Source organism: Micromonospora halophytica (genome assembly GCF_900090245.1).
GTDB classification, from domain to species: domain Bacteria; phylum Actinomycetota; class Actinomycetes; order Mycobacteriales; family Micromonosporaceae; genus Micromonospora; species Micromonospora halophytica.
Genome location: NZ_FMDN01000010.1, coordinates 87750 through 99950 on the forward strand (window position 1 = coordinate 87750; position 12201 = coordinate 99950).

Annotated in this window: 10 protein-coding genes; 1 reads left to right on the forward strand and 9 read right to left on the reverse strand. The window is 74.3% G+C overall.

Annotation, left to right across the window (positions count from 1 at the left end):
* The 9 genes from GA0070560_RS15685 to GA0070560_RS15725 form a co-directional block, all read right to left on the reverse strand.
* Positions 1-1164, reverse strand: a complete 1164-nt coding sequence (locus GA0070560_RS15685; protein WP_091297373.1) for an acyl-CoA dehydrogenase family protein — start codon at positions 1162-1164, stop codon at positions 1-3.
* Entirely contained in the window at positions 1161-3272 is a 2112-nt protein-coding gene (locus GA0070560_RS15690) for an acetyl/propionyl/methylcrotonyl-CoA carboxylase subunit alpha (protein WP_091297376.1), read from the reverse strand. The genes GA0070560_RS15685 and GA0070560_RS15690 overlap by 4 nt, the downstream gene beginning before the upstream one ends.
* A 12-nt stretch (positions 3273-3284) precedes the next feature.
* Complete coding sequence (locus GA0070560_RS15695) at positions 3285-4886, reverse strand: acyl-CoA carboxylase subunit beta (protein ID WP_091297379.1); 1602 nt, start codon at positions 4884-4886, stop codon at positions 3285-3287.
* Positions 4887-4942: 56 nt separating this feature from the next.
* Positions 4943-6133, reverse strand: a complete 1191-nt coding sequence (locus GA0070560_RS15700; protein ID WP_091297384.1) for an acyl-CoA dehydrogenase family protein — start codon at positions 6131-6133, stop codon at positions 4943-4945.
* Entirely contained in the window at positions 6130-7803 is a 1674-nt protein-coding gene (locus GA0070560_RS15705; RefSeq protein WP_245675546.1) for an acyclic terpene utilization AtuA family protein, read from the reverse strand. Before GA0070560_RS15705 ends, GA0070560_RS15700 begins: the two co-directional genes overlap by 4 nt.
* Positions 7804-7868: 65 nt before the next feature.
* Entirely contained in the window at positions 7869-8672 is an 804-nt protein-coding gene (locus GA0070560_RS15710; RefSeq protein ID WP_091297390.1) for a TIGR03084 family metal-binding protein, read from the reverse strand.
* Positions 8673-8712: 40 nt separating this feature from the next.
* Positions 8713-9390 carry a TetR/AcrR family transcriptional regulator gene (locus GA0070560_RS15715; RefSeq protein WP_091297392.1) on the reverse strand — a complete coding sequence of 226 codons (678 nt, stop codon included), beginning with the start codon at positions 9388-9390 and terminating at the stop codon, positions 8713-8715.
* A 333-nt stretch (positions 9391-9723) separates the two neighbouring features.
* Positions 9724-10428 (reverse strand): metallophosphoesterase family protein, encoded by a 705-nt coding sequence (locus tag GA0070560_RS15720; protein WP_091297698.1) that lies wholly within the window; start codon positions 10426-10428, stop codon positions 9724-9726.
* Positions 10429-10628: 200 nt separating this feature from the next.
* Entirely contained in the window at positions 10629-11306 is a 678-nt protein-coding gene (locus tag GA0070560_RS15725; RefSeq protein WP_088976469.1) for a Crp/Fnr family transcriptional regulator, read from the reverse strand.
* A 223-nt stretch (positions 11307-11529) separates the two neighbouring features.
* Between GA0070560_RS15725 and GA0070560_RS15730 the strand changes: the two genes are divergently transcribed.
* Positions 11530-12195 (forward strand): adenosylcobinamide amidohydrolase, encoded by a 666-nt coding sequence (locus GA0070560_RS15730; RefSeq protein ID WP_091297701.1) that lies wholly within the window; start codon positions 11530-11532, stop codon positions 12193-12195.
* Positions 12196-12201 lie beyond the last annotated feature (6 nt).

Below are 12201 nucleotides of genomic sequence, written 5' to 3' on the forward strand. Positions count from 1 at the left end.
TCAGTACGACTTGTCCTGGCCGAGGACGTGCTGGGCGACGAAGTTGAGGATCATCTCCCGGCTGACCGGGGCGATCCGGCCGGCGCGTACCGCCCCCAGCAGGGTGGCCACGCCGTATTCGGTGGTCATGCCGGCCCCGCCGAGCGCCTGCACGGCGGTGTCGACGGCGAGCGCGGCGGCCTCGCCGGCGGCGTACTTGGCCATGTTGCCCGAGACGCCGGCCTCCAGGTCACGACCCTCGTCGTACAGGGTGGCCGCCTTGTGGATCATCAGTCGGGCCAGCTCCACCTGCACCGCCGCGTGTGCGAGGGGATGCGCCACGCCCTGGTGGGAGCCGATGCTCCGGCCGCCCCAGATCTTGCGGGTGGCGGTGTACTCGCTGGCGCGCTCGATGGCGTACCGGCCGGTGCCGGCGCCCATCGCGGCCACCGTGATCCGCTCCGGGTTGAGCCCGGCGAAGAGCGCCGGCAGGCCGGCGTCCAGCGACTCGCCGACCAGCGCGTCGGCGGGCAGCCGCACGTCGTCCAGGTAGAGCAGGAACTGGTTCTCCGGGGAGAGGATCTCCATGTCCAGCTTGGCGCGTTCGAGGCCGGGCGCGTCGGTGGGGACGATGAACAGGGCCGGCTTGAGCTTGCCGGTGGTGGCGTCCTCGGTGCGGGCCACGACCAGCACGTGCTGTGCCTCGTCGACACCGGAGATGTAGACCTTGCGGCCGGTGAGCAACCAGTCGTCGCCGTCCCGGCGGGCCACCGTGCCGAGCCGGTGGAAGTTCGACCCGGCGTCCGGCTCGGTGATCGCAAAGACGATCTTCCGGGAGCCGTCGGCCAGGCCGGGCAGGTGGCGCTTGCGCTGCTCGTCGGTGCCGTGCCGGGCGATGACCGTGGCGGCGATGGCGGGGGAGACGACCAGCAGCAGCAGCGGGCAGCCGGCCGCGGCCAGCTCCTCGCAGACGATGGCCAGCTCGGTGATGCCGCCGCCCCCGCCGCCGTACTCGGTGGGGATGTTGACGCCGAGGTAGCCGAGCCGACCGGCCTCCTCCCACAGTTCGGTGGTGTGTTCCCCCGACTTCGCTTTCGCTACGAAATAGGAGTGACCGTACCTGCGGCCGAGCGCCCGCACGGCGTCGCGGAGCTGGTCCTGTTCGGGGGTGAGGTCGAAGTTCATCGGAGGTCCTCCTCGGGGTTCGACGGCTCCAGATCGCGGCGCGGCGCCAGTCGCGCCGAGCTGTCGATGACGGCCAGCACGGCACCGGTGTCGACCTGGCCGCCGGCCGGCACCGGCAACTCGGCGACCACGCCGTCGGTCGGGGCGAGCACAGGGTGTTCGAGCTTCATCGCTTCCAGGGTCAGCAGCAGGTCACCGGCGGCGACCCGCCGGCCGACCTCGACGTGCACCCGGGTCACCGCGCCGGGCAGCGGCGCGAGCAGCGACCCGGCGGCCAGCTCCGCGGTGGGCAGCGGGAACCGGGGCAGCTCGACCAGCTCCGCCGCGCCGTCCGGGCCGTCCACGAAGACCGCCGACCCCACCCGGTGCACGCGGAACGCGCGTCGCACCCCGTCCACGTCGAGCACGACCCGGTCCGGGGCGGCCTCGACCAGGCCGACGGTGGGCGCGGGCCCGGCTGCCGTGTCCGGCGGACCGCCGTCGGCTGCACCCGCCGCCCCGGCTGCACCCGCCGGCCCGGTGCCCGCCGCGCCGCCGCCGGGGAGGACCGGCGGGCTGGTGGACCACTCGGCGAGCGCGCCCGCCCGGTCCAGCCGGTAACGCACCTCGATGTCGCCGCCGTCCGGCCCGGCGAAGCGGGTGACCTGCGGGAACGCGGGCACGTTCCGCCAGCCCGACGGCAGGCCGGCGAGCACCCCGGCCTCGGCGCGGCGGCCGGCGGCCGAGGCCAGCGCGGCGGCCAGCGCGGTCACCGGCACCAGCGCGGCCGGCAGCAGCGGGTCGAAGACCTCGGCGTGCCGGTCCAGGAAACCGGTGTCGACCTCCGCCGCGCCGAACTCCCGGCTGCGCAGCACCCGCACCAGCAGGTCCCGGTTGGTGGTGACGCCGTGCACCTCGGCGCGGGCCAGCGCGGCGGCCAGCGACCGGGCCGCCTCCGCCCGGGTGGGCGCCCAGGCGACCAGCTTGGCGAGCATGGAGTCGTAGTGCACGCCCACCACCGAGCCGTCCACCACCCCGGAGTCGAGCCGCAGGCCACGGGTCGGGGTGAACTCGCCGGCCACCCCGGGGACCGCGAAGCGGCGCAGGGTGCCGGTGGCGGGCCGGAAGCCCTGCCCCGGGTCCTCGGCGCAGAGGCGCACCTCGATCGCGTGGCCCTCGGCCGGTGCGGCCGCCACCGGCAGCGGGGCACCCTCGGCGACGAGCAGTTGCAGCCGGACCAGATCCAGCCCGGTGACCGCCTCGGTGACCGGATGCTCCACCTGGAGCCGGGTGTTCATCTCCAGGAAGAAGAACTCCCCGGTCGGGGCGAGCAGAAACTCCACCGTCCCCGCGCCCACGTAGTCGACGGCGCGTCCGGCGGCCACCGCCGCCTCGTGCAGCCGCCGCCGCAGCTCCGGCGGTACGACCGCGGGCGCCTCCTCGACGATCTTCTGGTGCCGGCGCTGGATCGAGCAGTCCCGTTCGCCGAGGGCCACCACCGTGCCGCGGGTGTCACCGACGATCTGCACCTCGACGTGCCGGCCGCGCTCGACGTACCGCTCGATGAAGACCGTGCCGTCGCCGAACGCGCCGGCCGCCTCGCGCCGGGCGGAGGCGACGGCCTCGGCGAGCCCGGCGGCCTCGCGGACCACCCGCATGCCCCGCCCGCCGCCACCGGCGGACGCCTTCACCAGCACCGGGAAGTCGGTGATCTCGTCGGCGTCGGTCCAGGTCGGCAGCATCGGCACGCCCGCCTCGGCGAGCAGCGCCTTCGCCGCCATCTTGTCGCCCATCACGGCGATCGCCTTGGCCGCCGGGCCGATCCAGGTCAGCCCGGCGTCGGTCACCGCCTGGGCGAACCCGGCGTTCTCGGCGAGGAAGCCGTAGCCCGGGTGGACCGCGTCCGCGCCGGTCCTGCGGGCCGCGTCCAGGACCAGGTCGATCCGCAGGTACGTCTCGGCCGGGGTGTTGCCCGGCAGGCGTACGGCCTGGTCGGCCTCGGCGACGAACGGCGCGTCGGCGTCGGCGTCGGCGTGCACGGCGACCGTCTCGACGCCGAGCGCGCGGCAGGTGGCGAAGACCCGGCGGGCGATCTCGCCCCGGTTGGCGACCAGAAGTCTGGTGATCATGAGTCCGACTCCCTACATCCGGAAGACGCCGAAGCCGTCGGCGCCCTTCACCGGTCCGTTGTGGATCGCCGACAGGCAGAGCCCGAGGACGGTACGGGTGTCCCGGGGGTCGATCACCCCGTCGTCGTAGAGCCGGCCGGAGAGGAAGAGCGCCCCGGACTGGGACTCGATCTGCTGCTCGACCATCATCCGCATGGCCGCGTCGGAGTCCTCGTCGAAGGAGCGACCCCGGGCGGCGGCGGCCTGCCGGGCGACGATGGAGAGCACCCCGGCGAGCTGCGCCGGCCCCATCACCGCCGACTTCGCGTTCGGCCAGGTGAACAGGAACCTCGGCTCGTACGCCCGGCCGCACATGCCGTAGTTGCCGGCCCCGTAGGAGGCGCCCAGGTTGACCGTCAGGTGCGGCACCGTGGAGTTCGCCACCGCGTTGATCATCAGGGCGCCGTGCTTGATGATGCCGCGCTGCTCGTACTCGGTGCCGACCATGTAGCCGGTGGTGTTCTGCAGGAAGATCAGCGGGGTGTCGGCGGCGTTGGCGAGTTGGATGAACTGGGCCGCCTTCTGCGCCTCCTCGCTGAACAGCACGCCCCGGGCGTTGGCCAGCACGCCGACCGGCCATCCGTGCAGCTCACCCCAGCCGGTGACCAGTGCGCTGCCGTAGCCCGGCTTGAACTCGTCGAACTCGCTGCCGTCCAGCACCCGGGCCAGCACCTCGCGCGGGTCGAACGGCACCTTCAGGTCGGCGCTGGCGACGCCGAGCAGCTCCTCCGGGTCGTACCTCGGGGGCTGCGGGATCCGGTTGCGCGGCGGCGGCCCCTGCTTGCGCCAGTTGAGCCGGCGTACGCACTGCCGGGCCAGCCGGATGCCGTCCCGCTCGTCGGAGGCGAGGAAGTCCGCCAGGCCGGACTTCGTGGCGTGCATGGCCGCGCCGCCCAGCGACTCGTCGTCGGTGACCTCGCCGGTGGCCATCTTCACCAGCGGTGGGCCGGCCAGGTAGACCTGCGACCGGTCCCGGATCATGATGGTGAAGTCGGACATCCCCGGCACGTACGCGCCGCCGGCGGTGGCGTTGCCGAAGACCACGGCGACCGTGGGGATCTTCGCCGCGGAGAGCCGGGTCAGGTCGCGGAACACCCGGCCGCCGGGGATGAAGATCTCCGCCTGGGTGGGCAGGTCCGCCCCGGCCGACTCGACCAGATTGACCATCGGCAGCCGGTTGGCCAGGGCGATCTCCCCGGCCCGCCGGGTCTTGGCCAGAGACCACGGGTTGACCGCGCCGCCGCGTACCGTCGGGTCGTTGGCGACGATTAGGCACTCGACGCCCTCGACCACCCCGATGCCGGTGACCACGCTGGCCCCGACCGGGAAGTCGGTGTCGTACGCCGCGACCGGTGACAGCTCCAGGAACGGGCTGTCCTGGTCGAGCAGCAGCTCGATCCGCTCCCGGGGGAGCAGCTTGCCGCGCCCGTGGTGCCGGGTCACGTACTTCTCCCCGCCTCCGGAGCGGGCCCGGTCGAGGGCGGCGTCCAACTCGGCGAGGCGTTCCAGCAGGGCCTCCCGGTTGGCCCGGTACGCCGGCGAGGACGGGTCGATCGCGCTGTCGAGTGTGGTCACAGGGCTCCCTTCCGTTCGTGACTGCGGGGCTCGCAGGCCCGGCTCACTCCTCGCACTCACAGGCCCATGCCCTTCGCGATGATCTCGTTCATGATCTCGGTGGTGCCACCGCCGATGCCGAGGATCCGGGCGTCCCGGTAGTGCCGTTCCACCTCCGCGTCCCGCAGGTAGCCGAAGCCGCCGTGCAGTTGCAGCGCCGCGTCCACCACGTGGTCGCAGGCGGCCACCGCGACGTTCTTCGCCATCGCCACCTCGGTCACCACCGGCTCGCCCGCGGCCACCCGGGTCGCCACGTCGTGCACGTACGCACGGGCGGCCTCGGCGCGGGTGTGCAGCTCGGCCAGCCGGTGCCGGACGAGTTGCCGGCTCGCCAGCGGCCGGCCGAACGTGGACCGGTCCCGGCACCAGCGGGTGGCCAGCTCGACGCAGCGCTGCGCGGTGGCGTACGCCTGCGTGGCCAGGGAGAGCCGTTCGGCGGCGAAGTTCTGCATGATCGCCAGGAAGCCGGTGTCCTCCTCGCCGATCCGGTTCGCCACCGGCACCCGTACGTCGACGAAGGAGAGCTCGGCGGTGTCCGAGCAGTGCCAGCCCAGCTTCTCCAGCCGCCGCCCGACCGTGAAGCCGGGCGTGTCCTTGTCGATCACCAGCAGGCTGAGCGAGCCGCTGCCGGGGAGGTCGGTGCAGACCGCGGTGGTCACGAAGTCGGCGCGGATCCCGCTGGTGATGTAGGTCTTCGACCCGTTCACCACGTAGTGGTCGCCGTCGCGCAGGGCGGTGGTGCGGATCGCCGCGACGTCCGAACCACCGTCCGGTTCGGTGATCGCCAGCGCTCCGATCATGGACCCGGCCAGGGTGGGACGGACGTACCGGTCGACCAGGTGGTTGCCGGCCGGGGCGCCGCCGCGCGGGGCACCGAGGGAGCCGCCGGTGTGGGCACCGGCCGCGGCGACCATGTGCGGCAGCGCGATGCCGTGCGTGAAGAGCGCCGCGATCAGCCCGGACGAGCCACCGGACCGGATGATCTCCTCGGTGACGACGATCGAGTCGAGCAGGTCGCCGCCGCTGCCGCCGACCGACTCGGGGAAGCCGATGCCGAGCAGGCCGATCTTCGCGGCGGTGGCGTGCAGTTCGCGCGGCACCTCACCGGCCCGCTCCCAGTCGTCCAGGTGGGGCAGCACCTCCCGGGTGACGAAGGACCGGGTCAGCTCGCGGAGCTGCCGCCGTTCGGGGGTGTCCACGATGGTCACGGCAGGTCCTCTCCTGGGGCGTCCCCGGGCCGTCCGGCGGGCAGGTCGACGAGGCGGGAGCGGAGCAGCTCACCGAGCGCCTTGGCCTGCGGGTCGAACCGGGTGGAGGCGGCCACCCCCGGCCCGAGCAGTCCACGGATCACGAAGTTGACCGCCCGCAGGTTCGGCAGCTCGTACCGGTCCACGGCCAGCGGGGCGGTCTCCGGCAGCAGCGCGGCCAGCCGTTCGACGGTCAGCCAGTCGCGCAGCCAGGCCCACGTCGCGTCGGTGCGCGCCCAGACGCCGAGGTTGGCGTCGCCGCCCTTGTCTCCCGAGCGGGCCCCGACCAGTTCACCGAGCGCCCCGCGCCGGGTGGGGCGGGTGCCGCGCGTCGGCTCGACCGCTACCCGACCCGGGCCGGCCGGATCCACCACGGTCGAGCCGTCGGGCCCGGCCGGGTCGGTCGGGAGGGCCGCCGTCCGGGCCGGCGGGGCGATCGGCATCCGCGCTCCGCCGGGCAGGACGGCGACGTGTGCCACCTCGTCCTGCGGCAGCGTGTCCGCCGTGAACACCCCGTACGCGGTGGCGTCGCCGGGCAGGGTGGTCAGCGTGCAGCCCGGGTAGGAGGCCAGGGCCAGCTCCACCGCGGCCGCCGAGAACGCCCGGCCGGCCCGCGCCTTGTCGCCGTCGCGCAGGTGTACGTGCAGCAGCGCGCTCGCCGCCTCCGTGTCGGCGGCGTCCGGGTGGTCGGTGCGGGCCAGGGTGAACTCCAGCCCCTCGGTGCCGACTGCCTCCTCGATCTGGCCCCGGACCAGGGCTGCCTTGGCGGGGATGTCCAGCCCGCAGAGGACGAACGTCATCGAGTTGCGGAAGCCGCCCAGGTTGTTCACGCCGACCTTGAGGGTGGGCGGTGGGGGTGTGCCCCGGACGCCGGTGACGCGTACCCTGTCCGGCCCGTCCTGGCTCAACCGCACCGTGTCCAGCCGGGTCACCACGTCCGGCCCGAGGTACGCGGGCCCGGCCACCTCGTACAGCAGTTGGGCGGTGACCGTCTCGACGGTGACCGCGCCACCCGTGCCGGGGTGCTTGGTGAGCACCGACGAGCCGTCCGGGTGCAGCTCCGCGATCGGGAAGCCGGGCCGGTGCCCGCCGTCGGGCAGTTCGGTGAAGAAGCTGAAGTTGCCGCCGGTGACCTGCGCGCCGCACTCGACCAGGTGCCCGGCGACGGTCGCCCCGGCCAGCGCGTCGAGGTCGTCGCGCCCCCACCCGAAGTGGGCGACGGCCGGCCCGACGACGAGGGAGGCGTCGGTGACCCGCCCGGTGACGACGACGTCCGCACCGCCGTCGAGGCAGGCCGCGATCCCGAACGCCCCCAGGTACGCGTTGGCGGCGAGCGCGTCCGGACGGGCCACGGCGTCGCCCTCGACGTACCCGACCCGCACGGTGAGGCCGAGCCGGTCGGCGAGCGCGCCGATCGCGGCGGCCAGTCCGGCCGGGTTCAGGCCGCCGGCGTTGGTCACGATCTTCACGCGCCGGTCGAGCGCGGTGCCGAGGCAGCCTTCGAGTTGGCGGAGGAAGGTCTTCGCGTATCCCAGGGAGGGGTCGCGCATCCGGTCCCGGCCGAGGATCAGCATGGTCAGCTCGGCCAGGTAGTCGCCGGTGAGCACGTCCAGTTCGCCGCCGTCGAGCATTTCCCGCCAGGCGGCGGAGCGGTCGCCGTAGAAGCCGGAGGCGTTGCCGACCCGCAGCACCCCGGTCACACCGGCACCCCCGCCTCGGGGACGGAGCCGGGCGTCCGCCCCGCGCCGGGCGGCCCGGCGAACGCCTGCGCCACGTCCAGCCAGGCGTCGGCCATCGGGCCGGTGGCGACGAGGGCCAGGTCGGCGCGGTGCCGGCGTTGGGTGACCAGTAGGCAGAAGTCGAGTGCCGGTCCGGTGACCCGGTCCGCCGCGTCCGCCGGCCCCAGAGCCCAGGTGTCGCCGTGGGGCGCGGTCAGCTCGACCCGGACCGGCGCCGTCGGCACCGCACGTCCGTGGGCGGCGAAGCTGTGCCCGAGGGTACGGAAACCGAGGTACGCGACGTGCCGCAGCCGGCCGGTCGGGGTGCGGGTGACGCCGAGCGCGTCGGCGACGTCCTCGCCGTGCGCCCAGGTCTCCATGATCCGGGCGGTGGCCATCGAGGCGGCCGACATGCTGGTCCCGTACCAGGGCAGCTTGTGGCCCACCGGCACGGCGGTGAGGGTCCCGGCGAGTGCGGCGCGACCGGCCCGCCACCGGGCGAGCAGGTCGCCGGGTGGGGCCAGGAACTGCTCCGCTCCGTCGTCGACCAGCCGGCTCGGGTCCGGCGTCGAGGTGATCGAGGCGTAGAAGGCGTCGACGTCGGTGGCGGCCAACCGGGCCATGTGGTCGGTCCAGGCCAGGTGGGCGATCTGGTGGGCCACCGTCCACCCGGGAGCCGGTGTGGGCCGGTCCCACGCCGCTGGTGGCAGTGCCGCGACGAGCGCGTCGAGCTGCTCGGACTCGGCGGCCAGATCCGCGAGCAGTGCTGTCAGGTCGACCATGGTGCCTCCGGGCAAAGTGGTGCCGGTCAGGGCGGGTGGGTCAGTGCCTGTCGTACGCGGGCTCTCCGGGTGGGGCCTCCGCCGCCGGTGGGCGGCGGTCGGGCGGGCCCGCGTCGGGGGTGAGCAGGGCGGCGAGCTGGCGCTTCCAGGTGTGCAGCAGGGCGGTGCGGCGGGCCGTGTCGTCGTTGAGCAGGTTGGCCACGCCCAGCCCGCGGAGCAGGTCGAGGGTGGCCTGTACGGCCTCCCGTACGCCGGGGCGACGCTCGTCGACCCCGAGCAGCGCGACGGTGAGCCGGTGCATCTCCCGACCGACCCGGGCCTCCAGCGGCACCAGGGCGTCGCGGAGCTCGGCGTCGGTGCGGGCGGCCACCCACAGCTCGAGGGCGGCGACGAAGAGCGGCCCGGTGAAGGCGACGCCGAGCAGGTCGATCACCCGGTCGAGCCGCTGGGGGCCGGCGGGCAGGGCCTCCGCCTCGCTGCGCAGCTCCGCCGCGCGCCGGTCCGCGAGATGGGCCACGGCGGCGGTGACCAGGGCCGCCTTGGTCGGGTAGTGGTGCAGCTGCGCGCCGCGTGAGACGCCGGCCCGGGCCGCGACGACGGTGGTGGTGGTGCCGGACCAGCCGTGTTCGACCAGGCAGTCGACGGTCGCCTCCAGCAGTCGGGCCTGGGTGGCGCGGCTGCGCTCCTGCTGAGGGACGCGGGTCGATGCGGCGGACACGGGGACAGCCTGCTCCCCTTGAAACAAACAGTCAAGACTGACTTTTTCTGAGGTGGGGTCGGCCGCCGGGTCGCGGTGGGACGGGGCGAAGCCGGGGCCGTGCGGGCGAGGGCCTGGACGGTTGCGTCCACCGTGCCCGCCGGGGTGTCCGGGGCGGCCGGCCAGCGCGGTCCGGCGGAAGGAGCGGGATGGGGCTGCGGTTACTACAGACTTGATGGCACCGATGGATCGCCCACCGTGATCCATCCATGCCATCAAGTCTGTAGCGTTCCCCAACCCATGCCGGCTCACCGGCCGCTCACCGGCCGCGCCGGGTCGGAGGGCGTCGACGGTTCAGCGGCCGTCGCGGGGGCCGAAGGCGGCCAACGCGTCCAGGTCGCTGTGCCGGGAGCGCAGGTACTCGTCGGCCCAGTCGTCGGCCGCCGGGAAGTCCGACTCGGCGGCCACCCGGGCGCACGCCGCGTCCACGTCGAAACCGGTGCGCCGCAGCTGCACCCCCGGCCCGAGCAGCGCCCAGTACGCCCCCGGCCCGCCGTACGGCATGCCGACGCTGCCCGGGTTGACCACCAGGCGACGGTCCACCAGTCGGGTGAACGGCATGTGCGTGTGCCCGCAGACCACGGTGCGGACCTCGACCGGCAGCCCGGCGAACACCTCCGACCAGCGTTCCGGCCGCGAGTCGACCAGCACGACCTCCTCGTCGTCGCGCGGGGTGGCGTGGCAGAAGAGCACGTCGCCGAGGCCGGCGACCGGCAGGGTGAGAGTGAGCGGCAGCGCGGCGAGGAGCGCCAGCTGGTCGTCACGGAGTTGGGTGGCCGCCCAGTTCGACACCGCGATCGGCGAGGGCCGGCCGGCGCGCACCTCGACCAGCTCCCGGTCGGCGTTGCCGCGTACCCAGCGGACCCGGTCACCGAGCGCGACGAGCAGGTCCAGCACCTCGACCGGCTGCGCGCCGGCCGCGTCCGGCTCGGCCAGGACGGCCTCCAGTGCGGGCAGGGCCCCGTGGACGTCGGAGAGTACGGCGACACGTTCGACCATCACCACAGCGTGGGCGTGACGTACCCGGGCGTCCAGCGATTCTGCGCCGGGCAGACCGACGCCGTGCGGGGGTGAACGGGCCGGGCGTGGCGGCGCGGTGGCCGGAGAACGCGCCCGGCCCGGACCGCGGGGCGGTCCGGGCCGGGCGGCGATGTGGGCCGGGAGGAACCGGTGGCCGGGGTGATCCGGCCGGACGGGCGTCAGACCCGCGCTCGGCGGGCCAGGCGCTCCGGGTCGAGGATGATGATGCTCTTGCCGTCCAGCCGCAGCCAGCCCCGCGAGGCGAAGTCGGCCAGCGCCTTGTTGACCGTCTCTCGGGAGGCGCCGACGAGCTGGGCGATCTCCTCCTGGGTCAGGTCGTGGGTCACCCGCAGGACGCCGCCGTCGCGGGTGCCGAAGCGGCCGGCCATCTGGAGCAGGTTCTTGGCGACCCGGCCCGGCACGTCCGTGAAGATCAGGTCGGCCAGCGAGTCGTTGGTCCGGCGGAGCCGGCGGGCCAGCACCCGCAGCAGCTGCTCGGCGATCTCGGGCCGGTTGTTCAGCCAGGGCCGCAGCGCCTGCTTGCGCAGCCGCACCAGTCGGGTGTCGGTCACCGCGGTGGCCGTCGCCGTACGCGGGCCGGGGTCGAAGAGCGACAGCTCGCCGACCATGTCCGACGGGCCCATCACGGCGATCAGGTTCTGCCGGCCGTCGGCCGCCCGACGCCCGACCTTGATCTTGCCCGACAGGAGGATGTAGAGACTGTCGCCGGGCTCGCCCTCGTTGAACACGACCTCGCCCTTGCGGACGTCGATCGTCTCCATCTCCTTGGCGAGTGCCTCGGCAGCCTCCGGGTCGACACCCTGGAAGATCCCGCTGCGGGCCAGTACCTCGTCCATCGCGCACCTCCGGTTGCGCGTCGCCGTCCGTCGGCCGGGTCCGCCGTCCGCTTATCCCTCGCGCGTCGCCAAGTCTAAGTGCACGTCAGCACGAATCAGAGCTGCACCCCTGGAAACTTGATCGTTGGGCGTAACCTTTCCGCCCTGATGAGGGGCTATGATCGCGCGTCCGACCCCCGGGTGCTCACCGCTGGTCGCCACGGCAGGCCGTAGGGTGACCGACGTGCTGAGCGAGCCCGAACTGACCACCCGACCCGAGGACGGGTGGGACGTCCCGCTGCTGGTGTGGCGTGCCGCAGCTCCGCTGCGGGCGGTCAGCTCCGGCCCGCTCGGCGGCGGGATCGGCGTACGGAACTGGATCGTGAACGCGACCGTGCCGATGTCGTACCACCGGGACGATCCGGCGGAGCACCTGGCCGCCCTCGCCGACCGGCTCGGCCTGGACGGGCCCGGGGTCGGCCTGCTCACCGGGGTGGACGTCGCGGAGGTGGTGCACCGGGTCGACACCGGCGTCCGGGCCTGGGCGACCGTCGGGCTGGGCACGCCCGTCCAGGCCGCCGCGCCGGCCCCGGCGGCGCCGGCACAGCGGGTGGGCACGGTCAACATCGTGGTGTACGTCCCGGCGGCGCTCGGCGACGCCGCCCTGGTCAACGCCGTCGCCACCGCGACCGAGGCGAAGACGCAGGCGATCCGCGAGCTGGGCCTGGCCGGCACCGGTACGCCCACCGACTCGGTGACCGTGCTCTGCCCGGCCGACGGGCCGGCGGAGCCCTACGGCGGGCCGCGGTCCACCTGGGGCGCCCCGCTGGCCCGGGCGGTGCACGCCGCCGTCTCCGACGGCGGATCCGTGCCCTGCGTGCCGTGGTCCGACCGGCGGGCGGCCGAGTGACATTCC

Bases quoted from the DNA above. Each gene is read 5' to 3' on its own strand.
- GA0070560_RS15725 (WP_088976469.1), bottom strand. From the start codon at position 11,306: ATGGACGAGGTACTGGCCCGCAGCGGGATCTTCCAGGGTGTCGACCCG.
- GA0070560_RS15690 (WP_091297376.1), bottom strand. From the start codon at position 3,272: ATGATCACCAGACTTCTGGTCGCCAACCGGGGCGAGATCGCCCGCCGG.
- GA0070560_RS15705 (WP_245675546.1), bottom strand. From the start codon at position 7,803: ATGCTCGACGGCGGCGAACTGGACGTGCTCACCGGCGACTACCTGGCC.
- GA0070560_RS15685 (WP_091297373.1), bottom strand. From the start codon at position 1,164: ATGAACTTCGACCTCACCCCCGAACAGGACCAGCTCCGCGACGCCGTG.
- GA0070560_RS15710 (WP_091297390.1), bottom strand. From the start codon at position 8,672: ATGGTCGACCTGACAGCACTGCTCGCGGATCTGGCCGCCGAGTCCGAG.
- GA0070560_RS15720 (WP_091297698.1), bottom strand. From the start codon at position 10,428: ATGGTCGAACGTGTCGCCGTACTCTCCGACGTCCACGGGGCCCTGCCC.